This window comes from Hydrogenophaga sp. (assembly GCF_051858985.1).
GTDB lineage: Bacteria > Pseudomonadota > Gammaproteobacteria > Burkholderiales > Burkholderiaceae_C > Hydrogenophaga.
Genome location: NZ_JBHYGM010000004.1, coordinates 26,395 through 52,711 on the forward strand (window position 1 = coordinate 26,395; position 26,317 = coordinate 52,711).

Sequence of the window (26,317 nt, forward strand, 5' to 3'; positions counted from 1 at the left end):
GTTTCTCCGCAGGGCCGCCCCAAGGCGAAACAGTCCTCAGGCTCCTTTGCGCTGCTCCAGCGCCAGGCGAACCGCCAGCGCAGCAAGCACGAAACCCATCACGTAGCGCTGCGCCGCCATCCAGCGCGGGTGGTGCACGAACCACGCGGCCAGGCTGCCCGCAAACAGCGCGATCGACAGGTTGATGGTGAAGCTCACGGCGATCTGCGTGAAGCCCAGCACCATGCTCTGCAGGAACACCGAGCCGTGCCCGGGCGAAACGAACTGGGGAAAGATGGCGAGGTAAAAGACCGCGATCTTGGGGTTCAGCAGGTTGGTGAGAAAGCCCATGAAGAACAGCTTGCGGGGCGAGTCCTGGGGCAGCTGCCGGGCCTCGAACGGCGAACGTGCCCCCGGCTTCACCGCCTGCCAGGCCATGTACAGCAGGTAGGCAGCACCGGCCCACTTGAGCACTTCGTAGGCCAGGGGCACGGCCATGAAGAGCGCCGTGAGGCCAAGCGCGGCGGCGAACATGTGGACCAGAAAGCCCGCCATCACGCCGAACAGCGAGATGACGCCCGCCTGGCGCCCCTGGCAGATGGAGCGCGAGATCACGTAGATCATGTTGGGCCCGGGCGTGAGCACGATCAGCAGCGCAGCGCCGACGAACAGCAGCCAGTCGTTGAAGGGGATCATCGATGGGTCTCCGAAGTGGATGGGATCAGAGGGCCGAAGCCCGCACGTGTGTCAGCGCCCAGGCCGCACAGACCGCCGAAGCCAGTGCCGCCACCGTGCGCACATGGTTCCAGAAAGTCCATTCGACGAGGTAGCGCTTCCAGTAGCTCGCGGCCTCGGGCGCTGGGGCGTCCAGCCGCGCCAGGCGGTCGTTGCGCGGCACATTGAGCGCGCCCGTCACGCCGAAGGTGCCCACCGCATACAGCAGGCCCGCCGCGAAAAGCCATGACGATGGTGGCGATTCCCACGACATCGCAGCCACCGCCACACAAGCCACCGCGAGCAAGGCGGTGCCCATGAACACGCCCAGGAACAGTGGGTTGATCACCACCACGTTGATGCGCTGCATGGCCGCGATGCCCTGGGCTGGAGGCAAGTCGGCCAGCGCTTTCATCACGAAGGAAGAGAAGGCGAAGAACACGCCTCCGACCGTGGCGGCGCCGAGCGCGGTGAGCAGCGCGAGTGCTGCGTGCCAACTCATCCCGCCGGCTCCAGCAGCGCCCCCTTCTCGAGCAGCAGTTCGCGCAGGATGGATCGGTGGCAGCGGGATTCTTCTTCGCAGTAACAGCCCACCGAGAAATCGCTCTGGTGGGACAGGCTGGCGAGCAGTTCGATGCTGCGCACATGGTCGGGCGCGGCCATTTCGGCGCGGTACTTGCGCGTGAAGCCCAGCCACTGGGCGGGTGTGCGGGCTTCCTGGCCGAGCTTCATGGTGTCCACGCTGGGCGCGAGATTGGGGTACCACACGTCGTACCAGTTGCCCGATGCAAACGCTGCCTTGGGCACGCCCCGGGGTGGCCGCCTGACCGTGCCGATCCGCAGGCCTTCGCCGGGCGCCCGCGGTCTGCCCAGCTGCACGACGCGTATGACCATATCGGTTCTCCTGGTTCCTGGGACTTCAGATGCGGGAGCCGTCTTCGAGGAAGCGTTCCTCGCGCTCCAGCGTGCCCCTGGCATCGTAGTGCCTGCGGCGCAGCAAGACACCTCGCTCGCCATGTTCGTCTTCACGATGGAGCACGCCGTCTTCGCTGAAGTATTTCTGCCAGCCTGAAAGACGGCCATTGCGTTCGCTGTTGACGGCCGCAGGCTTGCCGTTGTCCCAGAAGCTCTCGGTGGTGCGCTCCTGGTTGCGGCCTTCGCGACGGATCTGCTGGCGCACCTTGCGTTGTCCGTTGAGGTACCACTGCTCGATGCGTTGCTCGTAACCGCCTGCCCAGTGGCTCACCTGCGTGAGCTGACCACTCTCGGCCCATTCGCGCGTGATGCCCTCGCGGCCTTCGCTGCTGTTGGGATCGCGCTCGATGAAGTCGGCCTCGGAACGCGGCTGGCCCGATGCATAGAACACGCGCTTGATGCGCCGGCCGTCCTTGAGCTCTTCGCTGCGCACGAGCCGGCCTTCGCGATCCAGCACCGTCTGGCGCTGCATCTGGCCCTTGAGGTAGCTCACCGTACCAGAGGGTTGGCCGGCAGCGCGGTAGAGCGTGACTTCGCTGGCGCGACCCCCATGGCCGCACACCTCGCGGTCCTGCGGCACGAGCGTCACGGGCGAGCAGCGCAGCTCGGTGAGCGAGCCATCGGGCAGGTAGCCGATCGTGAGTACCGTGCGGCGGCCGAGCGCAAAGTGCAGCTCCTGCAGATGACCCGCTTCAGCGAAGTTCTTCTGCACGCCCACGGCCGTGCCGTCTTCCAGGTTTTCTTCCTTGCGCAGCGTGCCCTTACCGTCGAACGTGCGTGCGACGCCATCGCGGTTGCCGCGTTCATTGACGCTGTACTCACGGCGTTCGCCGTCGGCCAGCACCATGGTCACGGGCCCGACGCTGCGGCCATCGCGCAGTGTCTGGTCGAGCCGGCGCACCTGGCCGTCTTCGTCGGTGCAGCGCATCAGGCCGCTCTTGCCGGCCGTGGTGTGGCCGTTGGAACGGCTCACGCTCTCGCCATTGAGTTCGCAGCGTTGAACGGCGTGGGCATTCACGCAGATCAACGCACCCAGCAGCGCGACGAGGCTGATGTGTTCAGACATGGACATGGCTCCATTCTCGGCAAACGTGCACACCCACCCGCGCCAGCCGCTTCGCCATGCACAGCACGGCATCGTCCTTGCTCACCAGCATGGCGCGGTGCTGCACGGCGAGGTCGATGAACTTCTGGTCGTCGGCGTCCTTGCAGGTGTAGGCGGCTTTGGGCGCTTCGGGGGCGAGCCGGGTGTGCCGGTCGAAGGCGTCGAGCACCTGCCTGGCGGGCAGCGTCTGCGCGGTCAGGCGGCGCTCGATCTGCGGATAAGCCAGCACGCGCGCCAGTTCCTCGCGCATGGCTGCCGTCGCGATCCATGGGCGAGCGGCGCCTTCCAGCCAAGCCCGCAGCGGCGCGGTGGCCGGATCCTGGAAAACGAAGAGATCGAGCGCGATGTTGGTGTCGAGCACCAGCGCATCGGGGAGGTCGCCCGCCGCGGCCACGATCAGGTCTCCGGCACGGGCCTGGGTTTGCGGGCCAGCAGGTCGAAGCGAAACAGCCGGCATTCGATGGGGCCATTCCAAAGCGGCACGCGGCGCGATTCCTTGAAGCGCATCTTGCCCGGCAGCTTGAGGTCGGGCGTGAGCAACCAGGCGCTCCAGCCAGCGTAATGGCTCTTCCAGTGCGCAGCCAGCTGGTTGAAGAATTCGCTGCCATCGCCACCGTCGGCCATCTGCGCGCTCTCGCGGCCCTGGCCCACGGTGAACGTGCGCGGCTCCCGGCGCTGCGCGCGCGCGCTGCCGCTTTCACCCGCGACGCCCGCGGCCGCGATGCGCTCGCCATACGGCGGATTGAGCAGCAGCACGCCCGGCCGATCGCTGGGCGGCATGCGCTGCAGCGCGTCGCCTCCGCGCAGCTCGACCGCATGCGCCACGCCAGCGCGCTCGGCGTTGCGCTGCGCGAAATCAACCATGCGGAAGGACACATCGCTGCCGAACACGATGGGCGCGCGGCCCGCGGGCCATTCGCGCTGCTGCCTTTTCGCTTCGTCCTTGATGGCCTGCCACACGTGGGGCTGGAACGGCAGCAGCTTCTCAAAACCAAAACGCCGCAGCTGCCCGGGCGCGATGCCCAGCGCCATCTGCGCCGCCTCGATGACCACCGTGCCGCTGCCACAGCAAGGGTCATACAGCGGCGCGATGTCGTCCAGGGCGGCGCCAGCGTCCCAGCCGGTCGCGGCGATCATGGCCGCGGCCAGCGTTTCCTTGAGCGGCGCATCGCCCTTGTCCTCGCGCCAGCCGCGCTTGAACAGCGGCTCGCCCGAGGTGTCGATGTACAGGCTCACGGTGTCGGTGGTGAGGTGCACGTGGATGCGCACGTCGGGCCAGCTGGTGTCGACGCTGGGACGCTCGCCGCGCTTCTCGCGGAAGCGGTCGCACACGGCGTCCTTCACCTTGAGCGCGGCAAAGTTCAGACTGGTCAGCGGACTGTGCTGGGCGGTGATCTCCACCTTGATGGTCTGCGCAGGCGTGAACCAGATTTCCCAGGCGACGTCGCTGGCCGCGCGGTACAGGTCCTGCTCGCTGCGGTACTCGCCATGCCACAGCTGCACCAGCACGCGCTGCGCCAGGCGGCTGTGCAGGTTCAGGCGCATGGCATCGCGCCAGGACGCGTTCACCGCCACACCGCCGCGCGCCTTGTAGGGAGCCGCCTCGCCGGTGATGCGGCTCACCTCGGCCGCGAGCATGTCCTCCACGCCGGCGGCGCAGGGGAGAAATATCTGGAGCTGGTTCAAAGTGATTTACGCAGATTGGCGGGCGCTATTCGAAGCGCCTCGCGGTACTTGGCCACCGTGCGGCGCGCGCACTCGATGCCTTGTTCCCGCAGCAGGTCGGAGAGCTGGTTGTCCGACAGCGGCTTGGCGGGCTCTTCGGCCGAGATGAACTGCTTGAGCAGCGCCCGCACCGCCGTGCTCGATGCGTTGCCACCGGTCTCGGTACCCAGCGACGAACCGAAGAAGTACTTCAGTTCATAGGTGCCAAAGGGGGTGGCCATGTACTTGGCGGTGGTCACGCGGCTGATGGTGGACTCGTGCAGGCCGAGCTCGTCGGCGATCTCGCGCAGCACCAGGGGCCGCATGGCCAGTTCTCCGTGCATGAAGAAGTTCCGCTGGCGTTCCACGATGGCGCTGGACACCCGCAGGATGGTGTCGAAGCGCTGCTGGATGTTCTTGATGAACCAGCGCGCTTCCTGCAGGCGTTGCTGCATGGCGGCGTGGCCGGCCTCGCCGCCGTTGTCGCGCCCGCCGCGGTTCTGGCGCATGGCGTTGGCGTAGACGTCGTGCACGCGCAGGCGCGGCATCACGTCCGGGTTCAATATGACTTTGAAGCCGCGCCCGGCGCGCGTGACGATCACATCGGGCACGACGATGTTGCGCTCCACGTCGACAAAACGCCGGCCGGGTTTGGGTTCCAGGCGCGCAATGAGCCCGAGCGCAGCGCGTGCGGTTTCGTCGTCGATGCCGCACAGGTTGCACAGGCGCTTGATGTCCCGCTTGGCCATGAGCTCGAGCGGCTGGGCGCAAATGGCCAGCGCCGCGCGCGCCTCCGGGGTGTTGCGCAGTTCCAGGATCTGCAGACGCAGGCATTCGCCCAGGTCGCGCGCGCCCACACCGGCCGGCTCCATGTGCTGCAGCAGTTGCAGGGCCACACCCAGGCGCTGCTCCAGCGCCTCGCGCTCCTCCTGCACCGCGGGGTCGTTCTCGACCAGCGTGGACACCGCAGAGAGGTGCAGCCAGGCGCTCGCCAGTTCGGCCAGGCTCTCTTCCAGGTAGCCGTCGTCGTTGAGCGATTCGATCAGGAAGTACAGCGCCGCGCGGTCTTCGTCGGACAGGCGCAGGCAACGCGCCTGGTCGTGCAGGTGGTCCTGCAGGCTGACTGGCGCACGCGCCAGGTCGGCGGCGCTCGCCGTTTCGTCACCGTCGCCCGAGCCGCTGTTGCGCGCCGGCGCGTCACCGCCCCATTCGCTGTCGTCGGGCGCCATTTCCACCGTGCCGTCGCCTTCCCAGCTCTCCTCCACCGGGCTGGCGCCTTCGAGCTTGCTCTCGAGTCCGTCACCCTCGGTGGCCTCGGAGCTCGACGAAGCCGCATCCGACAGCGAGGGCGGCGTGACGGGAGCATCCGCCACGGAAGCATCGGCGATCTGCTCGCCCGCACTCACCGGCACGTCCACGTGGTCCAGCCCGAAAGCCTCGCGCTCGGCGACCTCTTCGGTGCGTTCGAGGAACGGGTTTTCGTCCAGCATCTGCTCGACTTCCTGCGCCATCTCCAGCGTGGAGAGCTGCAACAGGCGGATCGACTGCTGCAACTGGGGCGTGAGCGCCAGGTGCTGCGAGACGCGGAGTGACAGGCCCTGCTTCATGCGGCCTACATTCGAAAGTGTTCGCCGAGGTACACCCGGCGGACGTCGGCGTTCTCGACGATTTCGGACGGCGTGCCGCTGGTGAGCACGTGGCCGTCGTTGATGATGTAGGCGCGGTCGCAGATGCCCAGCGTCTCGCGCACGTTGTGGTCGGTGATCAGCACGCCGATGCCGCGCGACTTGAGGAAACCGATGATGCGCTGGATCTCGATCACGGCGATGGGGTCGATGCCGGCGAAGGGCTCGTCGAGCAGGATGAAGCGCGGGTCGGTGGCCAGCGCGCGGGCGATCTCGACGCGCCGGCGCTCGCCGCCGGAGAGCGCGGGCGCCGGCGAGTCGCGCAGATGCTCCACGTGCAGGTCCTGCAGCAGGCCGTCCAGGCGACTTTCCACCGCATCGCTCTTCAGGGGCTTGCCGTTGTCGTCGACCTGCAGTTCCAGCACCGCGCGCACGTTCTCGGCCACGCTGAGCTTGCGGAAGATGGAGGCTTCCTGAGGCAGGTAGCCCAGGCCCAGCCGGGCGCGCCGGTGGATCGGCAGGTCCTCGATGGCCTGTCCGTCGAGCAGGATCTGCCCGGCATCCGAGCGCAGCAGACCCACCAACATATAGAAAGACGTCGTCTTGCCCGCGCCGTTGGGGCCGAGCAGGCCGACCACCTCGCCCTTGAACACGGCCAGCGACACATCTTTGACCACCTTGCGGCTGCCGTAGGCCTTCTGCAGGCCGCGTGCCTCAAGGCGGCTGACGGCTGGCGCGGTGGGCCGAGCCACCTGGGCCTTGGGCATCGCCGTCACTGGCGGCCCTCTTCCATCTGGGGGGTGGGGCGCAGCGTGGCCGGCGGGGTGGGCGCCGGCGGCGGGGGCGAACCGGGCGCCGCCTCCTTGGGCACCGGCGTGAGCATGGCGCGCACGCGGCCGGTGGGGTTGGAGGCGGAGCGGTTGGCGCTGCCGCCATCCACCGTGAAGACGTCGGTCGTGTTGTTGTAGACGATCACGCTGCCGGTGGTTTCGTCGCTGAGCTGAGTGCCCTTGAAACGCTTCATCACCGCATTGCCGATGAAGCGCACGGTGTCGGCGCGGCTGTCGTACTCGATGCGCTGGCCCGTGCCCTCGATGAACTCGTCCACGCCATCGCGCTTCTGCCGGAAAAACGCCGGCGCCGTGGGCCCGGCGGTGACGATGCCGAACTGGTTGCCCTGCGCGTCCTGCCGCACCTCAACCACCGCACCCCGGATCAGGATGGTGCCCTTGGTGATGACCACATTGCCCGTGAACACACTGACCTGGCGGGCGTCGTCGTACCGAAGGGAGTCGGCCTCGGCGTTCAGCGGCTGGTTGCGGTCGGCCTTTTCAGCCAGCGCGGCGCCGCTCCACCAGAGCCCCGCCGTCAGGCAGGCGATGGAAACAGCTCGAAACAAATGGGGGGATGCGGGCATGGGATTTGGAGGGCACGAAACTTGCATTCATTGTAGCGGCGCAGACACCGCCACATGGGTTCCCAAACCACTTTGTGCAAGCGAACCGGCATTCCGTGCAAATGTTGTCAGGCCGAGCGAGCTGCCTGATCGAGAGACACCGAGGAACCGGCTTTGCCGGGCCTCAGGTGTCGCCCCCTGGAGGGGGTCGCGCAAAGCGCGGCGGGGGTGCCTACCCTTTCCTCACCTCGGCGATGAGCGAGTCCGCCACCACCAGCGTGCGAGGCCCCTGGCCACTGACGTAATAGCGCCCGGCCACGCCCAGGGCAGGCGTGCCCTCCACGCCGTACTCATCCTGCAATTTCGCCGCCCGCGCGGCCTTCTCGCCGGTCGGGCCACTGTTGAACACCTCGGTGAAGCGGGCGCGGTCAACCCCCTGCTTCCCGACCCAGTCGACGATGGCCGCCGGCGTGGTCAGAGGCAGGCGCTCCTCGTGGATGGCGGTGAACACCTTGGCGTGCAGCTTGTCCACGAGGTTCATGGACTCCAGCGAGTAATACAGGCGCTGCATGGGGACAAAGGCCGGACTGAACGCCACCGGGGTGCGTCGCACCACCACATGGGCCGGCTGCTTCTTGATCCAGGCTTCGAAGATGGGCTCGAAGTTGTGGCAATGGATGCAGGTGTATGCAAAGAACTCCACCACCTCCACCTGGCCCGCGGTGCTCTGCACCGGCGCCTGACGTGGAAGTCGCACGAAGTCGACGCCCTCCTTGGGACCGATGCGCTGTGCCAGGGCGGGCTGCATCGTGAGGCCACCGACGGCGCCGAGGGCGGAACCGGCCAGCAGGGACCGGGAGAAAACGCGACGTTGCATGAGATCGGACTCCTTGTTCAGGCCCGGTTGGGCCGGTCAGCGCGGCGAAAGTTCCGCACCAGCGAGAAGGCCCGGCCTATCGCTGGATGCGGACGAGGGCCGCCTCGACGCCGTTGACCTGAAGCTGTTCCTGCGTGAGGTCGGCGAGCGCCTTCTGGTTGAAAGGCCCGACCCGCACGCGGTAGACCGTGCGGCCCGACTGCTCGCGCTCGGTGATGGCCGCATCGATGCCGAGCATGGCCAGCTTGGCGCGCTGCGCCTCGGCGTCGTCCTGTGAACGGAACGCGCCGGCCTGCACGAAATAGGTGAACGGGTCGGCGCCGGCGGGCACCGGCGCCGATGCGCCTGGCGCAGCAGGTGCCTGGCCCATGCGCGATTGCGCCAGATCGCCCAGCGGGTCAGCCGCGGGTGCGGGCAAGGGACGGCCGTCGGCCGGCGGCACGACGATGGCGCCGGCCTGCCCTGCAGGTGCCACCGGGGCCGCCGGCGCCGGCGCCGGCGCGGCGGGTGCACCGGGAGCGGGCGGCGTGCGGCCAAGCGTGTTGTTGGGGTTCCAGCCCTTGTTGCGCTCGGCCTCGAGAGCGTCCAGGTCCGAGGTGCGGGACACGCCCCGGTCGACAAACGGGATCGGCACGCGGGTCACGTAGACCGCCACGGCGAGCGCCACACCCAGCCCCACGAGCAGGCCCACCACGAAGCCGATGAGCGTGCCGCCGAGGGTGCTGCGCGCCTGAGGGGATGTCTTTTTCATTGCAGGTTTCACCATCACATCTTCTGTGGGGCACCGACGCCCAGCACAGCCAGACCATTGTGCAACACCTGCGCTGTGGCAGCGACGAGGGCCAGCCGCGCGTTCTTCACCGACTCGTCGTCGACCAGGATGCGCTCGGCGTCGTAGTAGCTGTGGTAATTCGCGGCGAGCTCGCGCAGGTAGAACGTGACGTCGTGCGGCGCGAAGTCGCGCGCGGCGTCGCTCAGCGTGGCCGGGTACTTGGCCAGCAGCAGCATGAGGGCCTGCGCGGGCGCGCTGTCGAGGGCGTCCAGGCCCGCGTCCTTGAGCGAAGCCACATCGCCGCCCCACGACGCCAGCACCGAACAGATGCGCGCGTGCGCGTACTGCACGTAATACACCGGGTTGTCGTTGTTCTTCTGCACCGCGAGGTCGACGTCGAAGGTGTACTCGGTGTCGGGCTTGCGGCTGAGCAGGAAGAAGCGCACGGCGTCCTTGCTGGTCCATTCGATCAGGTCGCGCAGCGTCACGTAGCTGCCCGCGCGCTTGCTGATCTTGACCTCTTCGCCGCCGCGCACCACGCGCACCATGGTGTGCAGCACGTAGTCGGGGTACCCGGGTGGAATGCCCACGCCCGCGGCCTGCAGGCCGGCGCGCACGCGCGCAATGGTGCCGTGGTGATCGGTGCCCTGGATGTTGATGACCTTGCTGAAGCCGCGCTCCCACTTCGCGATATGGTACGCCACGTCGGGCACGAAGTAGGTGAACGAGCCATCGGACTTGCGCATGACGCGGTCCTTGTCGTCGCCGTAGTCGGTGGACTTCAGCCACAGCGCGCCGTCCTGCTCGTAGGTCTTGCCTGCGTCGATGAGCTTCTGCACTGTGGCCGCCACGCGCCCGCTGGTGTACAGGCTGGACTCGAGGTAATAGTGATCGAACTTCACCGCGAAGGCCTGGAGGTCCAGGTCCTGTTCGTGGCGCAGGTAGGCCACGGCGAACTGGCGCATGCCGTCGAGGTCGTTGACGTCGCCGCTGGCGGTGAACTCACGGTCGTCGGCCTTCACCGTCTTCTTCGCCAGGAAATCGTTGGCGATGTCCTGGATGTACTCGCCGTTGTAGGCCGCCTCCGGCCACTGTGCGTCGCCAGGCTTGAAGCCTTTGGCGCGCAACTGGGTGGAGGTGGCCAGCGTGCCGATCTGCACGCCCGCGTCGTTGTAATAGAACTCGCGGTGCACCTGCCAGCCCTGCGTCTGGTAGAGGCTGCAGATGGCGTCGCCCAGAGCAGCCTGGCGGCCATGGCCCACGTGCAGCGGCCCCGTGGGGTTGGCCGACACGAACTCCACCATGAGCTTCTGTCCGTTCGATGGCTGCACGCCGAATGTCTCGCCCGCGGCCAGGACCTCGCGCACGATCTGCTGCTTGGCCTCGGGCTTGAGACGGATGTTCAGGAAGCCCGGGCCCGCCAGGTCGATGTCGGAGACCCAGCGCTGGTACACCGGCTGCGCCAGCAGGGCAGCGCGAAGCGTTTCGCCGAGCTGGCGCGGATTGAGCTTGAGTGGCTTGGCGAGTTGCATGGCCGCCGTGCTGGCGAAATCGCCGTGGGCCGCCACCTTGGGCGATTCGAACGCTGCCCGGGCCCCGGCGCCGGGTGACAACGATTCCAGCTCGGTGGCCAGGCCATCGAGCAATTCCTGTTTGATCTTGAGCATAGAGGGGCGATTTTAGGCGGGGGGCACGCCAGGGGCCGTCTGCATGGGCCGCAGGTGGTCACGCGCTGCGGTCTTGACCGCCGCCGTCAGCCGTTGGGCCGACACCGATTCGTGCGCCCAGTGCTGCCAGTACAGCACCACGTCCACCGCCGCGCCCGGCAGGATCTCCTGCAAGCCCGGGCGCTGGGCCAGGTGCTGTTCGGGCACCATGCCCCAGCCCAGGCCGAGTTCGAGGGCGGTCTCGAACGCCTCCACCGCCGGCGCGAAATGGCGCGGGTAATGCGGCTGGCGCAGGGCGAAATGCTGCTCCAGAAAGGCGTCCTGCAGCGCGTCCTTGCGGTTGAAGATCACCGCCGGCTGCGCCAGCAACTTGTGCGGCGATACCGCGCCGCGCGGCGTGCGGCAGCGCTTGACCAGGTCGGGAGCCGCGACACACAGGTAGCGCATCACCCCCAGCGGCTCGGCCACACAGCCGCGCATCGCGCTCGCCAGCGTCGTCACGCAGCCCATCACGTCGCCGCTTTTCAGCGCGTCGTGCGTGTGGTCCTGGTCGTCGATCACGATCTCCAGCAGCAGGTGGTGGCGGCGCAGCAGCGGCGCCACACCGGGCAGGAACCAGCTCGCGACCGAATCGGCGTTGATCGCCACCGACAGGCTTTGCCAGCGCACGCCTTCGCCCTGTGAACCGCCCTGCAGGCCGACGAGCACATCGGCCTCCATCAGCCGCACCTGCTTGACATGGCCGAGCAGCGCCTGGCCGGCCGGCGTGGCGCGCACCTGCTTGCCGCGCACCAGCAGCCGCTGCCCGAGCGTGTCCTCCAGCGACTTGATGCGCAGCGACACGGCGGCCAGCGTGAGCGAGAGCGCCTTGGCGGCAGGACCGAAGCCGCCGTGTTCCACCACCGCGGCCAGTGCTTCGAGTTGGCGTGCGTCCAGCATGGATCGATCAATTTAAATTGAAGTGAATGGAGTTTAAGTTAACTCAGTTTAATTTGTATGCAATCCGGCGCACACTGGCGGCCATTCGCACTGGAGTTCTTCATGGCCCTCGCCTTCCCCACCTTCACCGCCGGCATGGTGCTCAGCATGTCCCTCATCATGGCCATCGGCCCGCAGAACGCGCATGTGCTGCGCGTGGGCCTGCAACGCCAGCACCTGTGGCTCACCGTGGCCGTGTGTGCGCTGGCCGACGTGGTGCTGATCGGGCTGGGTGTGCTCGGGCTGGCGCAACTCGGCGGCCTGTCCGACAAGCTGCACGGCGCACTCGTCGGCGCGGGCATGCTGTTCCTTGCGGTGTACGGCTGGCAGGCCTTCCAGCGCTTCCTGCATCCCCGCGCCATGGCGCTGGAAGGTTCGGCACCCGTCACTGCCTCAGCGCCGGTCTCGCGTCGGCAGGCCGTGCTCTCCGCGCTGGCGTTCTCCTGGCTCAACCCGCACGCCTGGCTTGACACGGCTGTCTTGATCGGCACCGCCTCGCTGGCCTACGGCCAGGGCAGCAAGGTGTTCGGACTGGGCGCAGCCACTGGTTCGCTGGTGTGGTTCGTGGTGCTGGGCACCGCGGCCTTCTGGCTCGGCCGTCGCCTGAATTCGCTGCGCGTGTGGCGCGCACTCGATGGCATGGTGGCGCTGATGATGTGGGCCACCGCGCTCTGGCTGCTGGCCAGCCTGTTCTAAGGCCTGTTCACCCTAGATCTCGCCGAAGCCGATCTGCGACAGCACGTCGGGTTGCATCAGTTCCTCCAGCACGGGGTCGCTGCGCTGGGTCCACGCCAGGGCGAGTGCCACCGCCATTGCCACGCCGGCCAGTCCCAGCCACACCGGTGCGCGCGTTCCACGAGCGCCACCGCCGCCGGCCACGGCCAGTTCGGCCATGGTCACGCTGCGTGCGTGGCGCTGGCGCCATTGCGCCATCACGCGGTCCTGCAACGCAGCGCTGCTGTCGTGGGCGCCCGGTTGCAGGCTTTCGCGCAGCAGGGCGTGTAGCGCCCGGTCGTCGTCAGGGCCTGTGGAGGGCGTGCTCATCCGGGGTTCTCCTGCAAGGCGGCGCGGAGGCTGCGCCGGGCGCGAAACAGCAACTGGTGCGCGGCGTTGGTGTCGATCTCCAGCGCGCGACCGATCTCGGCCACATCGGCGTCTGCATAGGCCCACATCGCCAGGGCCATGCGCTGGCGCGCAGGCAGGGCGCGCAGCGCGGCCTGCACGCCGGCCGTGTCGAGGGTCGCTGCTGGCGCCGGACCCTCCAGCTGCCGCTCATGAAGCTCGGCAAGATCGGCCGGATCGAGGCTGAGCTCGCGCCTGCGCACCAGGTGCGTGCGGCAGCGGTTGAGCACGATGGTGTGGAAGTAGGTCGAGAGTTGCGCGCCGTGCGACCCGTCGGCCTGCGCGCCCCAGAGCCGCATGAAGGATTCCTGCACCACGTCTTCGGCATCTTCCAGGCGGCCCATCATCTGACGCGCCAGCGCGAGCGCGGCCGGGGTGAGCAGGCGCACCAGCGCCTGCGCGGCGTGCGGATCGCCGCCCGTGGCCTGGCGCCAGAGGGCCCAGCCGTCGGGCTCCAGACCGAGGGCACGGCGCGTGTGGCGGCCCAGCGACGCGGCCATGCTGGCCATCCACGGCAGCCTGGAAGCGGGCGCCAGCGGCCACGAAGGCATGACCGGCATGGCCTGAACGTCGGAGGGTTGGTTCATCGCAGGGGCAGTTTCTCGCGCAGCGCGGCGCGTTCTTCGGGCGTGAGCTTCTGCAGCATGGCGCGGCGTTGCTGCAGCAGTTGCCGGCGTTCCTGCGGTGTCATGGCCTGCAGCCTGGCGCGCCGCTCGGCGGCGAGTGCTTCGCGCTGCTCGGGGCTCAGGGACTGCCAGCGCTGGCGCGTGGCGTCGATCAGCGTCTCGCGTTCGGCGGGTGAGAGTTGCTCGAGCCGCTCACGCAGCTTCTGCCTGAAAAGCTGCCGCTCGGCCGGGCTCGCATCTTGGAGCTGGCGGCGGATGTCCTCGCGGCGTTCGGCCTGCTGCGCCGGACTCAGGCGGCTCCAGTCCTGAAGCTCGGGCACCGCCGGCGCTGCCTGTGCGCCGGCGCCCAGCAGGGCCAGAGGCAGGGCGCACAGGAGGCGGCGAAACAGGCGGACTGGCATGGTGGATGAGGGAAATTTCAACTGCGCCACAAGCCCGACATGGCCGGCGGCGCCCCGGGCAGCACCTGCTGCGCCAGATGGGCGCTGCCGATGCCCAGGTGCCGCTGCAACAAGGCGCGCTGAAGCGAGCGTACATCGGTCGTGGGGCGCAGGTCTCGACCGTCCAGCAGGGCGCTGGACGACAGGCCGGGCCAGTCGCCCAGCACGCGACCGCCCGCCACCGCGCCACCCGCGAGAAAGGCGACGCCGCCGGTGCCATGGTCGGTGCCGCCACTGCCGTTGAACGCGGCCGAGCGGCCGAACTCGGTCATGACCAGCACGGTGGTGTCGGCCCAGGTGTCCCCCAGCGAGTTGCGCAGGGAAAGCAGGCCGGCATCTAGCGCGCCCAGGAGGCGTTGCAGGCGCGGCGCTTGCTGCGTGTGGGTGTCCCAGCCATTTACGTCGAGCCAGGCCACCGAGGGCCCTCCGGGCTCCGCAAGAAAACGGCCGGCCTGCGTGGCCAGCGTGGCGAAGGCGTTGCCCGGACCGCCGCCACCCATGCCCATCTTCATCGGGTCGCCCGGTTGCTCCATCGGGCCCATGGCCTGCGACTGCACCTGCTGCCAGCGGCGCTGGAGGTGGTCGTCCCCCTCGTACAGGCGGGCCACGCGGGCCATGAAATCCGCTTCGGGTGCGTCGCGACGTGAAGGTGTCCAGGTGGTCGCCTGCTCGGTTCCGCGCAGGGCCAGCGGCATGGAAGGCGACAGCGCCACGCCCTGCGAGCGGCCGAGGGCGAGCGCGCGGCCGAGCCAGCCGGTGTCCAGCGCAAACGGTCGCTCGCCCCCACTCTCGAGGACCTGCTGGGCATCGAAATGGGACCGCTCCCGGTACGGGCTGGCCACGGCATGCACGACCAGCAACTGGCCTTCGCCGTACCAGCGGTGCAGGCCGGCAAGCGCCGGGTGCAGGGCGAAGGTGTTGTCCAGTCCCAGGGGCGCTTCTCCGCCGGGGGACCGCAACCGCGACCAGTGCGGATCACCCACCGGTGGCACCGCCGCCAGGCCATCGAGCGCGCCGCGCAGCATCACCACCACCAGCTTGCCGCGGGCCTGCGGCGTGGCGGCGAAGGCCCAGCGCACACCGGCGGTGCCCAGCGTCAGCGCAGCGCCGGCCGCGCGCAACCAGTGGCGCCGGTTCAGGCATTCGGGTGGGTGCATGACAGTCTCCGGTGATTCATCGCCGCTGCATCTCGGGGCTGGCCATCAGGAGGGCCAGGGCTTGTGCGCCGCTGTCGGCGCGATCGATCTGGTTGAGCGTGCGCTCGCTCATGGCCACACCCCACGCCTGCCGCGCCAGCACCCGCGCATCCACGCCAGACCCTTGGGCGCGGCCGACGTCCAGTGCCCAGTCCACGCGCTTGTGCAGGGCGTCGGGCCCCAGCCAGTCTTCCTGCCGCTCCGGCCAGCCTTGTGGAGACGGCGCAAGCCCCGGCGGCTGGCCCATGGCCGTGAGCCGGGCGACCCAGCGCGCCGGGGCTTCGGGGCTCTGGCCGAGCACGCGGTGCGCGGCCACCAGCAGCTCTTCGGGCCGGCGGGCCTTGCCCGGTGCGTGCACCTGCCAGGCGAGTTCGTGGTCGAACAGCGCGGCGGCGGTCTGCAGGAGGTCCCCGTCGCTGCGCTGAAAACTGCGCGCCACCGCCTGCACCAGCGCGTCGGGCGGATCGTCGGCCACGAAATGGCGCACGAGGCGCGTGGCGAGGTGCCGCGCCGTGGCGGGGTGGCGGGCCAGGTCGGTCCACAGGGCGTCCAGCGCCTCCGGGCCTTCGGGGTACTCGCGCCCCATCACGCGCTTGGTGCCCGGTTCGTGCAGGTTGGGCTGGAACACGGCGTTTCCGCCTTCGCGGCGGTTCACGGTCCAGCCGGTGAGCAGGCGCGCGAGCTCGGTCACGTCGGCCTGCGTGTACCCGCCCTGCACGCCCACCGTGTGCAGTTCCAGCAGCTCCCGGGCCAGGTTTTCGTTCAGCCCGCGCTCACGCCGTCGACCCTGGCGCGAAGCCGGGCCCACCGACTGCGCGTTGTCGAGGTACAGCAACATGCCCGGATGCAGCGTGGCCGCGCGCAGCAGCGTCGCGAAACGCCCTGTGGCGTGCGGGCGGATGGCCTCGTTCTCGAACGGCCACACCAGCCCCAGCGTGGTGCCTTTGGTGGCCGCCACGGTGAAGTGGTTGGCCCAGAACAGCACCCAGCGCTCGTGCACCGGGGTGGTGGTGCTCACCTGGTGCTGCCAGCGCTGCTTCAGCGCCTGCTGGTTGGCGGCGACGAGCCGGGCGCGCGCCTCGCGGGCGTCCTCCTGGCCGGATGCGGGCGACAGCGCCTGGCGCAACGACTGCGCCGTGAGGCGCCAGGCAGCGGCCCCGTCGGTCAGGGCCCCAGTTTCCATGGCCTGCGGACGGCGCAACTGGTCCATCACCCATTGGCGCGGCTCTGGAACGACGCGGTCCAGGCGGGGTTCGCTGAGACCGAAACGGTGCGAGGCGATGGCAGCTTCGAGGGTCATGGCGGGCGGGTGTGGAACAGACCGGAAGGACCGGCACCCCTCTTGAACCCGCGAACACGCCGGCTCTTACGCGCGCCACGACATGCCCCTGCAACCGGCTGCGCCAAACCGCTCGCGGCCATAAGACGCCGCCTTGCTGGCGGTTCAAGCAGCACACGGGCCCCTGTGTCCGTGCTTTCCCAACCACCCCCTGGAGCTGCCATGAAACTTCGCATTCCCTCCCTTTACCTGCTGTCCGTCGTGCTCACGCTGGGGGCCACCGCGTCCGCCCAGGCGCAGGACGCGCGCGTGGACCTTCGGCAGGACCATCAGGAACAGCGCATCGAACAAGGCATCGCGTCGGGCGAGATCACGCGGCCCGAAGCAGCACGCCTGACGCGGCAGCAGAACCACATCGAGCGCCTGGAACACCGGGTGGAAGGCGACGGCCACGTCACGCGCCGCGAGGCGGTGCGCGTGGAAGCCGCCCAGGACCGGGCCAGTGCGCACATCCGCCACACCAGGCACGACCGGCAGGTGCGGCCTCGCGCGCGATGACTGTGGCGGGTAAAGTCGCAGAACCTCGACGAAGCCCACCTACATGACCGACCTTCTGCCTCCCTGGCCATTGCTGTCGGCCTTCATGCTCGCCAGTCTGGTGCTGGCCATCACACCGGGACCGGGCGTGTTCTACATCCTGGCGCGAAGCCTCACGCAGGGCCGGCGGCACGGCATGGCTTCGGTGGCCGGTGTGGCGCTGGGCAATTTCGGCAACGCGGTGGGCGCTGCACTGGGCCTGGCGGCGTTGTTTGCCGTCTCGTCACTGGCCTTCACGGTGGTGAAGTTCGCCGGGGCCGCCTATCTCGTCTTCCTGGGCATCCAGGCACTGCGCGCGCGCCAGCCCGAACCGGACGGGTCTGCCCCTCCACCCGAGCGCCTGGGTCGCATCTTCCGCGATGGTTTCCTGGTGGCCCTGCTCAACCCCAAGACCGCCCTCTTCTTCGCGGCCTTCCTGCCCCAGTTCATGATGCCGCAGGGTTCGGTGGTCGGCCAGAGCGTGGCACTGGGCGCGATCTTCTTGGCGATCGCGGCGCTGAGCGACACCGCCTACGCGCTTGCTGCGGGATGGATCGCGCCGCGCCTGAAGGGCCTGGGCGGCCTGCGCCGCGCGGGGCGCTGGCTGACGGGCGGATCGTTCATCGCGCTGGGCGTGCTGGCCGCGCTGGCCAGCCGCCGCGGCACAACACCTTGACACCAGCAGTCCCGGGGCGCCGTGTTTTCGCACGGGTGGGCGCCGGTACAATTTCCGGCTGTCCACTGCCCCGGCACCGCAGGCCTGTCAGACACGGCGCTTGTGGTGTGTCCATATGAACCAAGACTCCCTGGGACCCGAACGTCAGACCTGCGACGTTCTTGTGATCGGCGGAGGGCCGGCCGGCTCCACCATCGCGCCCTTCCTCACCCGCCTCGGCCACCGCGTGGTGCTGCTCGAGAAGGCCCATCACCCGCGCTTCCACATTGGCGAGTCGCTGCTCCCGGCCAACCTGCCCCTGCTCGAGCGGCTGGGCGTGGCCGAAGAAGTCCGCGCCATCGGCCAGCACAAGCCCGGCGCCGAGTTCGTTTCACCGCACCACGACCATTCGCAGACCTTCCTGTTCGCCGAGGCGTGGGACAAGTCGATGCCGGCGGCCTACCAGGTCAAGCGCGCGGAGTTCGACGAAATCCTGATCCGCAACGCCGAACGGGAAGGCGTGCAGGTGCACGAGGGTTGCCAGGCGAAGTCGGTGGAGTTCCTGAGCGACCGCTCGGTGCGCGTGAACGCCACGCACGACGACGGCCGTTCCACGGTGTGGGAGGCGAAGTTCCTGGTGGACGCCTCCGGGCGCGACACCTTCCTGGCTTCGCGCTTCAAGATCAAGGAGCGCAACCCGAGCCACAACAGCGCGGCGGTCTACGGCCATTTCGCCAACGCGCGACGCAACGAAGGCGAGTCCGAGGGCAACATCACGGTGTTCTGGTTCGACCACGGCTGGTTCTGGTTCATCCCGCTCACGGGCGGCGCCACCAGCGTGGGCATGGTGACCTGGCCCTACCACATGAAGACGCGCGCCGGGCGCACCCTGCAGCAGTTCCTGATGGACAACGTGGCCACCTGCGCCGGCCTGGCCGAACGCCTGAAGGACGCCGAGCTGATGACGCCCGTGGAGGCCACGGGCAACTTCTCCTACTCGGCGCGGCACAACCACGGCGAGAACTACCTCATGCTGGGCGATGCCTTCACCTTCATCGACCCGGTGTTCTCTTCGGGCGTGTGGCTGGCCATGAGCGGAGGCGAACTCGGCGCGAAGACCATCGACACCTGCCTGCGCGAACCGAAGCAGGCGCGAGCCGCGCTCAAGCGTTTTGACCGGCAGATGCGGCACGGACCGCGCGAATTCTCTTGGTTCATCTACCGCGTGACCAACCCGGTGATGCGCGACTTCTTCATGGGGCCGCGCAACATCTTCCGCGTCAAGGAAGCGCTGCTGTCGATGCTGGCCGGCGACATCTACGGCCGCACGCCCATCTGGCGCGCGCTCCTGGTGTTCAAGCTGATGTATTACGGTGCCAACCTCATGCAACCCCGCCGGGCCTTCGCGGCCTGGCAACGGCGTCGCCACAACGTCCGCCCTGCCGACGAGGCTGCGCTGGCGCATCCGTCGTGAGCTGGCGGCACCGCGGTGCGCCATGGCCAGGCGTGCACGCCGGCCTCTGCCCCAGCGATCCGCTGGTGGAGGTCGAATCCCAGGCCATTCACGCGCTGCCGTCCGCATGAGCGCGCGCCTGCGACCCACTTCCCTGCCGTGGAGCGTGTACGAGCACCTCGCGATGGTGGTGGGCCTGGTCTCGCTTGCGGTGATCTGCCTGGCCTGGTTGCCCCTGGCTCTTGCGCTGCGCCCGGTGTTGCGCGGCGACATCGGCCAGCGCCTGGGGCGTCTTGCGATCATGCGCGGCTTCCAGCTCTACCTGCAGGTGCTGCGTGGACTGTGTGCCTGCCGCTTCGACATCGAGGCCATCGATGCGCTGCGCGACCAGGGTCCGATGGTGATCGCCGCCAACCACCCCTCGCTGCTCGACGCCGTGCTGATCACCTCGCGGCTTCCCAACGCGGTCTGCGTGATGAAGGCGGAGGTGATGGAAAACCCGTTGTTCGGCGCCGGTGCGCGCATGGCGGGTTATGTGCGCAACGACCCGCCACTGCACATGGTGCTGGAATGCCGCAGCGCCTTGCGCCACGGCGCGCAGGTGCTGATCTTTCCTGAAAGCACGCGCACGCCGGGCTACCCTGCGAACCCGGTCAATCCGCTGTCGCGCACGGCGGCCATCATTGCTGCGCGGGCGGGCGTGCCGGTGCAGACGCTCATTGTCGAGTTCTCCAGCCCTTACCTGGGCAAGGGCTGGCCGCTGCACCGCGCGCCCCGCCTGCCCCTGCACTGCCGCGTCCGCCTCGGCCGGCGCTTTGACCCACCGCGCGACCCGCGTGCCTTCACCACCGAACTCGAAGCGCACCTGCGCGCCGAACTCGCCGGACCCAAGACCTCATGACGCCGACGCACAGCACCACGCACCTGGTCCTCATCCCCAGCTACAACCCGGGGCGCAAGGTGCTGGCCACGGTGCGCGCCGCGCGCGCCCAGTGGACGCCGGTGTGGGTGGTGATCGATGGCAGCACCGACGGCTCGGCCGACTGGCTGCGCGAAGAAGCCGCCACCGACCCAGGCCTGCGCGTGCTGGTGCTCCCCCACAACCGGGGCAAGGGCTCGGCGGTGCTCGAAGGCATCACGCTGGCGGCGCAGGCCGGCTTCACCCATGCGCTGACCATGGATTCCGACGGCCAGCATCCCGAGACGCTCATCCCCCACTTCATGGCCACCTCGCAGGCCGCGCCCGAGGCCATGGTGCTGGGCAAGCCGGTGTTCGGCCCGGAAGCGCCCGCGCTGCGTGTGAACGGGCGCAAGCTCTCCAACGGCTGGGCCGACCTGGAAACGCTCGGCATGGGCATCGGCGATTCCTTGTACGGCTTTCGGGTCTACCCCATCGGGCCGCTCATGAAGGTGATGCACAGCACCCGCTTCATGCGCCGGTTCGATTTCGACCCCGAGGCGGTGGTCCGCCTGTGCTGGGCGGGTGTTCGGCCCATCAACGTGGATGCGCCGGTGCGCTACTTCACACCGGCAGAAGGCGGTGTGTCGCACTTCAAATACCTGCGCGACAACCTGCTGCTGAGCTGGATGCATGCCCGGCTGCTCGTGGGCTTCGTGCTGCGCCTGCCCTGGCTGCTGTGGCAGCGCTTGAAAGGCTGAATCTCCTGCCATGAACACGACCGAGATCTTCCTGATCGCGATGGCGATCATCTTCACCGTGCCGTGGCTCATCTGGCGCGTGCTGCGCACCGACTACTGGGCGCCGCTGGTGGTGGTGCAGATCGTCACGGGCATCCTGCTCGGGCCCGGCGTGCTGGGCAAGGCCTTCCCCGACTTCCACGCCTTCGTCTTCAGCCCGGCCGTGATCCAGTCGCTCAATGGCATCGCCTGGTGGGCGGTGATGCTGTTCGTGATGATTGCAGGCGTGGAGCTCGACCTTCGGCAGGCGTGGAAACACCGGCGTGAGAGCGGCATCACCGCCGGGCTCGCGCTGGGCGTGCCCATGCTGGCAGGCTGCGCGGCGGCCGTGCTGATGCTGGGCCAGACCGGTTGGGTCGGCGCCTCGGCGCACCGCTGGCAGTTCGTGCTGGGGGTGGGCATGGCGTGCGCGGTCACCGCGCTGCCGATCCTGATCCTGCTCATGGAAAAAATGCAGGTGCTGCGCCAGCCGCTGGGTCAACGCATCCTGCGCTACGCCAGCCTGGACGACATCGCGATCTGGGGTGTGCTCGCCCTGATCCTCATGGACTGGCAGCGCGTGGGCAAACAGGTGGTGTTCGTGCTGGCCTTCGCCATCCTGGCCTGGGCATTTCGCCGGCTCATGCGCTGGCTGCCCGAATCCGACCGCTGGTCCGTGAGCCTGATCTGGCTGGCGGTGTGCGCCTTCGGCGCCGACTGGTGCGGCCTGCACTACATGGTGGGCGCTTTCCTGGCGGGCGTGGTGATGGACGCCGAATGGTTCGATCAGGAAAAACTCGACCAGTTGCGTCACCACGTGCTGCTGGTGATCATGCCGGTGTTCTTTCTCTCCACCGGCCTGCGCACCGACTGGGCGGTGGGTGGCGCTGCCGTGTTCGGCGCGGCCGCGCTGCTGCTGGTGGCCTCCGTCGGCGGCAAGCTGCTGGGGGTTCATGCCGCCGGGCGCTGGCTGGGCTGGCCGAGGGGCGAGGCGTCCATCATCGGCTGGCTGCTGCAGACCAAGGCCTTGATCATGATCATCTTCGCCAACGTGCTGCTGGACCGTCAGGTGATCACCAGCGAGACCTTCACCGCCCTGCTGCTGATGGCAGTGGCCAGCACCATGCTGACCGTGCCGATGGTGGCGCCCAGGCTGCGCGCTCACTGACGACGCGTCCCGCGTCGCGGAATCAGAACTGCAGAAAACTCAATCCGGCACCCACGCTGGTCTGACGGAAGTTGTAGTCCGTCAACGTTTCGCCATAGCCGGTGAAGAGTTGAACGTACCAGCGAAGCCCGTTGGGCTGGTCGCGATACACCGGGTACGTCCATTCGAGCGACGTGCTCCCCCGGTTGCCAGCACGCAGGGTGCTGCGGTGCTGCAGCGATGCGGTGTGCAGTCCGCTCGCCCAACCGAGGGTGAGCTCGGTCTTGCCCCGGAAATCGAGGAGGTCGGGGTTGTTGTCCTTGTCGTCGCGCTCGCGCAGGCGCTGATGGACCTTGGTGGTGAAGGTCCAGTTGCCGCGCTCGAATCCGGCGCCCAGGACCACGCGGTTCCAGCTCCTGGACAAGGGGTCGGACTGCCCGTTCGACTGGTGCGCCAGGCCGAGCTGGGTGAAGCGCCATTTCCAGCCCATCGGCAACAGGCGATACCGCTGCGCGGTGGGCACCACATAGATCAGTTCGGGTTGGTAGTCGGTGTTGCGAAAGGGTCTAGATTCCGCCTGGTTGTAGGCCTGCCACATCGTCTGCATGGTGAAGGCACCCCACAGATCGGCACCCGGAAAACCCACATCCTGCAGGAGCTTGGTGCGCACCGACAGTTGAAACTTTGCTTCCTCGCGACGGTTGTCGGGCGCCAGAACGGCCGCCTGGGTCGGCGAGCTGGGTGCACGATTGATCTTCGACGTGATGTGCACGGGCAACACGTAATTGGGCTGATAACCCACGAAATTGAACACACCGCGCTTGTCGGCGGGATCGAGCTCCCAGAACCGGGAAAGCAGACTGCTGGAGACAGCCGGGGGCAAGGGACCACCCGCTTGCGACAAGGACGTGGACGGCGATGCTGCCGTGGCTTCTTCTGCCACCAGCGGCTGCTCCGACGGCGGAGCGGCCGGGGCCAGCGCGCGGCCGGCCAGCTTGTCGTAGCAGGTCAGGCGGTCCGCCGCAGCGCCAATCAGGGCACATTGCTCCAGCGAGGTGGCGCCGCCAACCTGTGCCTGCGCAACCGCTACAACGGCCGGACCGCACAGCAGGATGAAAGTGATGGTCTTCATGTCCATGATGCGAGGCTTCAGCACATTCCACCATTGATGGAGATGACCTGCCCGCTGATGTAGGCAGCCTGGTCGGATGCGAGGAACGCCACCAGATCGGCCACCTCGGCCACCTGCCCGGCGCGTTGCATGGGCACCAGTCGCTTGATGGCCTCCTGGTTGAAGGCGCCGTCGATCATGTCGGTCTCGATGATCCCGGGTGCCACGGCGTTCACCGTGATGCCGCGGCTCGCCAGCTCCAGCGCCAGCGCCTTGCTTGCCGAATGCAGCGCACCCTTGGCGGCTGCGTAGTTCACCTGCCCGCGGTTGCCCATGACGGCAGCCACCGACGAAATGCTGAGGATTCGGCCCCAGCGCGTGCGGATCATCGGCAGCGTGAGCGGCTGCGTGACGTTGTAGAAACCGTTGAGCGAGACGTCCACCACACGGTCCCACTGCTCGCCGCTCATGCCGGGAAACACGGCATCGTCGTGGATGCCGGCGTTGTTCACCAGGATCTGGATCGCGCCAGCCTCGGTGAGCGCCGCGAGTGCGCCGGCGCAGGCCGATCGATCGGTCACGTCGAAGGCCACCGCCTCGGCGCTGCCACCGCTGGCGCGTATCGCCTGGGCAGTGGCTTCGGCCTTGTCCAGCGCACGGTGCGCGTGCACGATGACGTGGTGACCGTCGGCCGCCAGGCGCTGGCAGATCGCCGCGCCGATGCCGCCGCTGCCGCCCGTGACCAAAGCGCGCTTCTTCATGGCTGTTTCCCCGCTTCCAGTTGTTCGGCGTCCAGCACCACCGCAGCGCGGCCTTCGACCAGGCAGCGTTCACCCTGGTGCAGGCTGAAGCGGTAGAGCACCTGGTTGTGATCGCCAGAGAGGCGTTCGGCGCGCACGCGCAACGCTCCGGCGAGATCGTCCAGGCGCTCGACATGCAGGCTCGCTCCGCGCACGCTGGTGAGGTAGCCCTGGCGCGGTGCTGCCTCGCTGCCCGCGGTGAGCGCACCGTGCACGGCCATGGCCTGCGCGGCGTATTCGATGCCGTTCGCCGCGCCCAGGCGGCCCTCTGCGCGCAGCGGATGTGCCGGGTCGGTGTGGCTGGTGGCCAGGCACTCGATGTGGTCGGCACTCCAGCCGCTGACTTCGTCGAGCAGGCACATGTTCCCGCGGTGGGGAATCCGCGCGGCGATCCACTCGCGGTTCATGCCGCCTCGATCCGCACCGCGAGCTGCAGCCCGGGCAGGTAGTCCAGACACACCTCGCCCCATTCGGCTCGGGCCAGACGCTCCAGCAGCGGCAGGCCGCGCAGCGCGGGCACGGCCGCGCGCAGCGGCTCCAGCATCGCGTGCTGCCACGGCGTGGCGCTGGCGTCGGTGGTCCAGGCGGTGATGCGGGCGATCGATCGCGGCGTGGGCACCGGCTCCAGCAGGAACGACACACCGGCGCAATCGGGCAGGGGCCGCACGCCGTTCAGGGGTTCGGGGTACTCGCTGTCGTAGGCCATCAGCAGGGTGGACTGCTGGTCCAGCACCACCTGCCCCAGGGCATCGAGCAGCCCGGCACCGAAGCTGCCGTCGTGGGCGCACAGCACCTGGCAGGGCGCCATGGATTTCGTGGCGATGCCCCAGTAGCCGGCGGGCGCGTTGTGCACCGAGTTGTGAAAGCGCGTGGGCGAGATGTGGCGGTCTTCGGTAGCGAGTTGTTCGCAGATCGCATGGCAGTTGTGCCCATCGGACCCGGACGCGGTGAACACGGTGGCCAGGCGGGCGACGTCGTCCCCCGCGGCGGCCTCCAGGCCCAGCCCCAGCGCAAGCTTGATCACGCGGCTGGCACGGCGGCGCTCGGCCGGCGGCAGCAGGACAGGTGCCGGCAGCACCGACGGCGCCCGCTCCCACGGCTGCTCGCCGCGCAACACCGCGCGGGCGACAGGCCAGTCGGGCAGGCCGGGCGCGATCAGGCCTACACCGTTGATCCAGGCGGTCAGCGGGGTGCTCACTGCCGGCTCCTGCGACCGAGCACCAGGCTGCAGTTGCTGCCCCCGAATCCGAACGAGTTGGTGAGCGCCAGCCGCAAGGGCGCGCTGGCGCTGCGCAGCTGGTACCGAAGGGGAATGGCGGGATCGAGTTCGCGCGTGCCGGGACTGCCGGGCACGAACTGGTCGGTCAAGGCAAGCGCGCACAGCACGGACTCCACCGCGCCGGCCGCGCCCAGCGTGTGGCCGGTGGCGCCCTTGGTGGAAGAGCAGACCGCGCCCTCGCCAAACACCGCCGCCACGGCCTTGCCTTCGGACACGTCGTTGGCGGGCGTGGCGGTGCCGTGCAGGTTGATGTAGTGGATGTCGCTGGCCGCCAGGCCCGCCGAGCGCAGGGCGGCCTGCATCGCCATGCGAGCGCCCAGACCTTCGGGGTGCGGTGCCGACATGTGGTGCGCATCGCTGGACTCGCCCGCGCCCAGCAGCCAGGTGGCGTCGGCCCGCACGGGGCCTGCGCGCTCGAGCAGGGCGTAGGCCGCGCCCTCGCCGATGGAAATGCCATCGCGACTGGCGTCGCACGGGCGGCAGGGCTCGGCGGAGGTGAGTTCCAGGGATGCAAAGCCGTACAGCGTGGTCAGGCACAGCGAGTCGACGCCGCCGACCAGCGCCGCGTCGAGGGTGCCCAGCTCGATCTGGCGGGCGGCGGCGGCGAACACCTTGGCGCTGGACGAGCAGGCGGTGGAGATGGTGGTCGACTGGCCGGTGATGCCCAGGTGCTGGCGCAGGAACTCGGCGAGCGCATACGGGTTGTGCGTGCCGGCGTAGCTGAAATCGGGTGGCAGCGCGCCGGTGACAGGGTCCCGTCGGCGGTAGGCGAGTTCGGTCTGCAGGATGCCGGAAGTGCTGGTGCCCATGAACACCCCGACCCGGCTCGCGCCATGGCGGGCCACCGCCTCGCGCACCCGGTCCTCGAAGCCGTCGGCCTGCAACGCGAGCAGGGCGAGCCGGTGGTTGCGGCAGTCGAAGTGCGCCAGCGCCCCGGGCAGGACGACGCTGTCCACGCCACTCACTTCGCCCACCCAGGTCGGCAGGTCCACGGTTTCGAAGGTGCAGGGCGCAAGGCCGCTGCGGTTGTCGCGCAGGGCGTCGCCGTGCGCGTTCAGACCCACACCCAGGCAGGTGGTGACGGTGCAGGCAGACAGCAGCAGGGGCTTCACGGGAACAGACGGGAAAAAGGGTCGCGCATTGTCTCAGATGGTGGCATGCGAA

Annotated in this window: 30 protein-coding genes; 7 read left to right on the forward strand and 23 right to left on the reverse strand. The window is 68.7% G+C overall.

All coding sequences use genetic code 11. The annotated features are described in order from the left end of the window. Window positions 1-36: 36 nt before the first annotated feature. The 13 genes from ACTIEY_RS17065 to argP all read right to left on the reverse strand — a co-directional run bounded on the left by ACTIEY_RS17065 (window position 37) and on the right by argP (window position 11,753). Window positions 37-675, reverse strand: a complete 639-nt coding sequence (locus tag ACTIEY_RS17065; protein WP_439520338.1) for a LysE family translocator — start codon at window positions 673-675, stop codon at window positions 37-39. Between the two features lie 25 nt (window positions 676-700). After that, window positions 701-1,195, reverse strand: a complete 495-nt coding sequence (locus ACTIEY_RS17070; protein ID WP_439520339.1) for an anthrone oxygenase family protein — start codon at window positions 1,193-1,195, stop codon at window positions 701-703. Continuing rightward, window positions 1,192-1,587 (reverse strand): DUF488 domain-containing protein, encoded by a 396-nt coding sequence (locus tag ACTIEY_RS17075; RefSeq protein ID WP_439520340.1) that lies wholly within the window; start codon window positions 1,585-1,587, stop codon window positions 1,192-1,194. The genes ACTIEY_RS17070 and ACTIEY_RS17075 overlap by 4 nt, the downstream gene beginning before the upstream one ends. A 25-nt stretch (window positions 1,588-1,612) precedes the next feature. Beyond that, window positions 1,613-2,734, reverse strand: coding sequence for a hypothetical protein (locus ACTIEY_RS17080; protein WP_439520341.1), 1,122 nt, complete (start codon window positions 2,732-2,734; stop codon window positions 1,613-1,615). After that, window positions 2,727-3,167 carry a PIN domain-containing protein gene (locus ACTIEY_RS17085; RefSeq protein WP_439520342.1) on the reverse strand — a complete coding sequence of 147 codons (441 nt, stop codon included), beginning with the start codon at window positions 3,165-3,167 and terminating at the stop codon, window positions 2,727-2,729. The genes ACTIEY_RS17080 and ACTIEY_RS17085 overlap by 8 nt, the downstream gene beginning before the upstream one ends. Before the next feature lie 2 nt (window positions 3,168-3,169). Next, window positions 3,170-4,459: a THUMP domain-containing class I SAM-dependent RNA methyltransferase gene (locus tag ACTIEY_RS17090; RefSeq protein WP_439520343.1), complete on the reverse strand. Its 1,290-nt coding sequence runs from the start codon at window positions 4,457-4,459 to the stop codon at window positions 3,170-3,172. After that, window positions 4,456-6,084, reverse strand: a complete 1,629-nt coding sequence (gene rpoN, locus ACTIEY_RS17095) for an RNA polymerase factor sigma-54 (RefSeq protein WP_439520344.1) — start codon at window positions 6,082-6,084, stop codon at window positions 4,456-4,458. Before rpoN ends, ACTIEY_RS17090 begins: the two co-directional genes overlap by 4 nt. A gap of 5 nt (window positions 6,085-6,089) precedes the next feature. Next, complete coding sequence (gene lptB, locus ACTIEY_RS17100) at window positions 6,090-6,869, reverse strand: LPS export ABC transporter ATP-binding protein (protein WP_439520799.1); 780 nt, start codon at window positions 6,867-6,869, stop codon at window positions 6,090-6,092. A 5-nt stretch (window positions 6,870-6,874) separates the two neighbouring features. After that, complete coding sequence (gene lptA / locus ACTIEY_RS17105) at window positions 6,875-7,519, reverse strand: lipopolysaccharide transport periplasmic protein LptA (RefSeq protein WP_439520345.1); 645 nt, start codon at window positions 7,517-7,519, stop codon at window positions 6,875-6,877. A gap of 211 nt (window positions 7,520-7,730) precedes the next feature. Beyond that, window positions 7,731-8,375, reverse strand: coding sequence for a thiol:disulfide interchange protein DsbA/DsbL (locus tag ACTIEY_RS17110; protein ID WP_439520346.1), 645 nt, complete (start codon window positions 8,373-8,375; stop codon window positions 7,731-7,733). Window positions 8,376-8,451: 76 nt separating this feature from the next. Continuing rightward, window positions 8,452-9,126, reverse strand: coding sequence for an SPOR domain-containing protein (locus ACTIEY_RS17115; protein WP_439520347.1), 675 nt, complete (start codon window positions 9,124-9,126; stop codon window positions 8,452-8,454). 14 nt (window positions 9,127-9,140) lie between these two features. Continuing rightward, a complete protein-coding gene (gene argS / locus ACTIEY_RS17120) occupies window positions 9,141-10,814 on the reverse strand; it encodes an arginine--tRNA ligase (RefSeq protein WP_439520348.1) in 1,674 nt (557 codons plus the stop codon). A 12-nt stretch (window positions 10,815-10,826) separates the two neighbouring features. Continuing rightward, the gene (gene argP / locus ACTIEY_RS17125; RefSeq protein WP_439520349.1) at window positions 10,827-11,753 is read right to left on the reverse strand and encodes an HTH-type transcriptional regulator ArgP; all 927 of its coding nucleotides are present in this window, start codon (window positions 11,751-11,753) and stop codon (window positions 10,827-10,829) included. Between the two features lie 102 nt (window positions 11,754-11,855). Here argP and ACTIEY_RS17130 point away from each other — a divergent pair, with 102 nt between their 5' ends. Beyond that, window positions 11,856-12,488: a LysE/ArgO family amino acid transporter gene (locus ACTIEY_RS17130; protein WP_439520350.1), complete on the forward strand. Its 633-nt coding sequence runs from the start codon at window positions 11,856-11,858 to the stop codon at window positions 12,486-12,488. 12 nt (window positions 12,489-12,500) lie between these two features. On the opposite strand, the gene ACTIEY_RS17135 is transcribed toward ACTIEY_RS17130, so the two are convergent. From ACTIEY_RS17135 to ACTIEY_RS17155, 5 genes are read right to left on the reverse strand one after another with little or no spacing between them, the layout of a single operon-like run. After that, window positions 12,501-12,836, reverse strand: a complete 336-nt coding sequence (locus tag ACTIEY_RS17135; RefSeq protein ID WP_439520351.1) for a hypothetical protein — start codon at window positions 12,834-12,836, stop codon at window positions 12,501-12,503. Next, window positions 12,833-13,501, reverse strand: a complete 669-nt coding sequence (locus ACTIEY_RS17140; RefSeq protein ID WP_439520352.1) for an RNA polymerase sigma factor — start codon at window positions 13,499-13,501, stop codon at window positions 12,833-12,835. The genes ACTIEY_RS17135 and ACTIEY_RS17140 overlap by 4 nt, the downstream gene beginning before the upstream one ends. After that, window positions 13,498-13,941 carry a DUF3106 domain-containing protein gene (locus ACTIEY_RS17145; protein WP_439520353.1) on the reverse strand — a complete coding sequence of 148 codons (444 nt, stop codon included), beginning with the start codon at window positions 13,939-13,941 and terminating at the stop codon, window positions 13,498-13,500. The genes ACTIEY_RS17140 and ACTIEY_RS17145 overlap by 4 nt, the downstream gene beginning before the upstream one ends. 17 nt (window positions 13,942-13,958) lie before the next feature. After that, window positions 13,959-15,137, reverse strand: a complete 1,179-nt coding sequence (locus tag ACTIEY_RS17150; RefSeq protein ID WP_439520354.1) for a DUF1501 domain-containing protein — start codon at window positions 15,135-15,137, stop codon at window positions 13,959-13,961. Between the two features lie 16 nt (window positions 15,138-15,153). Beyond that, on the reverse strand, window positions 15,154-16,476 hold the full coding sequence (locus ACTIEY_RS17155; protein ID WP_439520355.1) for a DUF1800 domain-containing protein: 1,323 nt from the start codon (window positions 16,474-16,476) through the stop codon (window positions 15,154-15,156). A 201-nt stretch (window positions 16,477-16,677) separates the two neighbouring features. On the opposite strand from ACTIEY_RS17155, the gene ACTIEY_RS17160 reads away from it, so the two are divergent. The 6 genes from ACTIEY_RS17160 to ACTIEY_RS17185 all read left to right on the forward strand — a co-directional run bounded on the left by ACTIEY_RS17160 (window position 16,678) and on the right by ACTIEY_RS17185 (window position 21,984). Further along, the gene (locus ACTIEY_RS17160) at window positions 16,678-17,013 is read left to right on the forward strand and encodes a hypothetical protein (protein WP_439520356.1); all 336 of its coding nucleotides are present in this window, start codon (window positions 16,678-16,680) and stop codon (window positions 17,011-17,013) included. Between the two features lie 43 nt (window positions 17,014-17,056). Beyond that, window positions 17,057-17,707: a LysE family translocator gene (locus ACTIEY_RS17165; protein ID WP_439520357.1), complete on the forward strand. Its 651-nt coding sequence runs from the start codon at window positions 17,057-17,059 to the stop codon at window positions 17,705-17,707. Between the two features lie 115 nt (window positions 17,708-17,822). Next, window positions 17,823-19,160 (forward strand): NAD(P)/FAD-dependent oxidoreductase, encoded by a 1,338-nt coding sequence (locus ACTIEY_RS17170; RefSeq protein WP_439520358.1) that lies wholly within the window; start codon window positions 17,823-17,825, stop codon window positions 19,158-19,160. Window positions 19,161-19,266: 106 nt separating this feature from the next. Continuing rightward, window positions 19,267-20,040: a lysophospholipid acyltransferase family protein gene (locus ACTIEY_RS17175; protein WP_439520359.1), complete on the forward strand. Its 774-nt coding sequence runs from the start codon at window positions 19,267-19,269 to the stop codon at window positions 20,038-20,040. Next, a complete protein-coding gene (locus ACTIEY_RS17180; protein WP_439520360.1) occupies window positions 20,037-20,798 on the forward strand; it encodes a glycosyltransferase family 2 protein in 762 nt (253 codons plus the stop codon). The genes ACTIEY_RS17175 and ACTIEY_RS17180 overlap by 4 nt, the downstream gene beginning before the upstream one ends. Window positions 20,799-20,808: 10 nt before the next feature. After that, window positions 20,809-21,984 carry a cation:proton antiporter gene (locus tag ACTIEY_RS17185; protein ID WP_439520361.1) on the forward strand — a complete coding sequence of 392 codons (1,176 nt, stop codon included), beginning with the start codon at window positions 20,809-20,811 and terminating at the stop codon, window positions 21,982-21,984. 22 nt (window positions 21,985-22,006) lie between these two features. On the opposite strand, the gene ACTIEY_RS17190 is transcribed toward ACTIEY_RS17185, so the two are convergent. From ACTIEY_RS17190 to ACTIEY_RS17210, 5 genes are read right to left on the reverse strand one after another with little or no spacing between them, the layout of a single operon-like run. Continuing rightward, window positions 22,007-23,095, reverse strand: coding sequence for a phospholipase A (locus ACTIEY_RS17190; protein WP_439520362.1), 1,089 nt, complete (start codon window positions 23,093-23,095; stop codon window positions 22,007-22,009). A 17-nt stretch (window positions 23,096-23,112) separates the two neighbouring features. Further along, window positions 23,113-23,835 carry a 3-oxoacyl-ACP reductase FabG gene (gene fabG / locus ACTIEY_RS17195; protein WP_439520363.1) on the reverse strand — a complete coding sequence of 241 codons (723 nt, stop codon included), beginning with the start codon at window positions 23,833-23,835 and terminating at the stop codon, window positions 23,113-23,115. Next, window positions 23,832-24,281 carry a hydroxymyristoyl-ACP dehydratase gene (locus ACTIEY_RS17200; protein ID WP_439520364.1) on the reverse strand — a complete coding sequence of 150 codons (450 nt, stop codon included), beginning with the start codon at window positions 24,279-24,281 and terminating at the stop codon, window positions 23,832-23,834. Before ACTIEY_RS17200 ends, fabG begins: the two co-directional genes overlap by 4 nt. Further along, window positions 24,278-25,072: a beta-ketoacyl synthase chain length factor gene (locus ACTIEY_RS17205; RefSeq protein WP_439520365.1), complete on the reverse strand. Its 795-nt coding sequence runs from the start codon at window positions 25,070-25,072 to the stop codon at window positions 24,278-24,280. The genes ACTIEY_RS17200 and ACTIEY_RS17205 overlap by 4 nt, the downstream gene beginning before the upstream one ends. Next, a complete protein-coding gene (locus tag ACTIEY_RS17210; protein WP_439520366.1) occupies window positions 25,069-26,265 on the reverse strand; it encodes a beta-ketoacyl-[acyl-carrier-protein] synthase family protein in 1,197 nt (398 codons plus the stop codon). Before ACTIEY_RS17210 ends, ACTIEY_RS17205 begins: the two co-directional genes overlap by 4 nt. Between the last annotated feature and the right edge of the window lie 52 nt (window positions 26,266-26,317).

What these genes read in the sequence shown, in the direction of transcription:
- ACTIEY_RS17065 (WP_439520338.1), bottom strand. Translation starts at nt 675, where the DNA reads ATGATCCCCTTCAACGACTGGCTGCTGTTCGTCGGCGCTGCGCTGCTG.
- ACTIEY_RS17070 (WP_439520339.1), bottom strand. Translation starts at nt 1,195, where the DNA reads ATGAGTTGGCACGCAGCACTCGCGCTGCTCACCGCGCTCGGCGCCGCC.
- ACTIEY_RS17075 (WP_439520340.1), bottom strand. Translation starts at nt 1,587, where the DNA reads ATGGTCATACGCGTCGTGCAGCTGGGCAGACCGCGGGCGCCCGGCGAA.
- ACTIEY_RS17080 (WP_439520341.1), bottom strand. Translation starts at nt 2,734, where the DNA reads ATGTCTGAACACATCAGCCTCGTCGCGCTGCTGGGTGCGTTGATCTGC.
- rpoN (WP_439520344.1), bottom strand. Translation starts at nt 6,084, where the DNA reads ATGAAGCAGGGCCTGTCACTCCGCGTCTCGCAGCACCTGGCGCTCACG.
- lptB (WP_439520799.1), bottom strand. Translation starts at nt 6,869, where the DNA reads ATGCCCAAGGCCCAGGTGGCTCGGCCCACCGCGCCAGCCGTCAGCCGC.
- lptA (WP_439520345.1), bottom strand. Translation starts at nt 7,519, where the DNA reads ATGCCCGCATCCCCCCATTTGTTTCGAGCTGTTTCCATCGCCTGCCTG.
- ACTIEY_RS17110 (WP_439520346.1), bottom strand. Translation starts at nt 8,375, where the DNA reads ATGCAACGTCGCGTTTTCTCCCGGTCCCTGCTGGCCGGTTCCGCCCTC.
- ACTIEY_RS17115 (WP_439520347.1), bottom strand. Translation starts at nt 9,126, where the DNA reads ATGAAAAAGACATCCCCTCAGGCGCGCAGCACCCTCGGCGGCACGCTC.
- argS (WP_439520348.1), bottom strand. Translation starts at nt 10,814, where the DNA reads ATGCTCAAGATCAAACAGGAATTGCTCGATGGCCTGGCCACCGAGCTG.
- argP (WP_439520349.1), bottom strand. Translation starts at nt 11,753, where the DNA reads ATGCTGGACGCACGCCAACTCGAAGCACTGGCCGCGGTGGTGGAACAC.
- ACTIEY_RS17130 (WP_439520350.1), top strand. Translation starts at nt 11,856, where the DNA reads ATGGCCCTCGCCTTCCCCACCTTCACCGCCGGCATGGTGCTCAGCATG.
- ACTIEY_RS17135 (WP_439520351.1), bottom strand. Translation starts at nt 12,836, where the DNA reads ATGAGCACGCCCTCCACAGGCCCTGACGACGACCGGGCGCTACACGCC.
- ACTIEY_RS17140 (WP_439520352.1), bottom strand. Translation starts at nt 13,501, where the DNA reads ATGAACCAACCCTCCGACGTTCAGGCCATGCCGGTCATGCCTTCGTGG.
- ACTIEY_RS17145 (WP_439520353.1), bottom strand. Translation starts at nt 13,941, where the DNA reads ATGCCAGTCCGCCTGTTTCGCCGCCTCCTGTGCGCCCTGCCTCTGGCC.
- ACTIEY_RS17150 (WP_439520354.1), bottom strand. Translation starts at nt 15,137, where the DNA reads ATGCACCCACCCGAATGCCTGAACCGGCGCCACTGGTTGCGCGCGGCC.
- ACTIEY_RS17155 (WP_439520355.1), bottom strand. Translation starts at nt 16,476, where the DNA reads ATGACCCTCGAAGCTGCCATCGCCTCGCACCGTTTCGGTCTCAGCGAA.
- ACTIEY_RS17160 (WP_439520356.1), top strand. Translation starts at nt 16,678, where the DNA reads ATGAAACTTCGCATTCCCTCCCTTTACCTGCTGTCCGTCGTGCTCACG.
- ACTIEY_RS17165 (WP_439520357.1), top strand. Translation starts at nt 17,057, where the DNA reads ATGACCGACCTTCTGCCTCCCTGGCCATTGCTGTCGGCCTTCATGCTC.
- ACTIEY_RS17170 (WP_439520358.1), top strand. Translation starts at nt 17,823, where the DNA reads ATGAACCAAGACTCCCTGGGACCCGAACGTCAGACCTGCGACGTTCTT.
- ACTIEY_RS17175 (WP_439520359.1), top strand. Translation starts at nt 19,267, where the DNA reads ATGAGCGCGCGCCTGCGACCCACTTCCCTGCCGTGGAGCGTGTACGAG.
- ACTIEY_RS17180 (WP_439520360.1), top strand. Translation starts at nt 20,037, where the DNA reads ATGACGCCGACGCACAGCACCACGCACCTGGTCCTCATCCCCAGCTAC.
- ACTIEY_RS17185 (WP_439520361.1), top strand. Translation starts at nt 20,809, where the DNA reads ATGAACACGACCGAGATCTTCCTGATCGCGATGGCGATCATCTTCACC.
- ACTIEY_RS17190 (WP_439520362.1), bottom strand. Translation starts at nt 23,095, where the DNA reads ATGAAGACCATCACTTTCATCCTGCTGTGCGGTCCGGCCGTTGTAGCG.
- fabG (WP_439520363.1), bottom strand. Translation starts at nt 23,835, where the DNA reads ATGAAGAAGCGCGCTTTGGTCACGGGCGGCAGCGGCGGCATCGGCGCG.
- ACTIEY_RS17200 (WP_439520364.1), bottom strand. Translation starts at nt 24,281, where the DNA reads ATGAACCGCGAGTGGATCGCCGCGCGGATTCCCCACCGCGGGAACATG.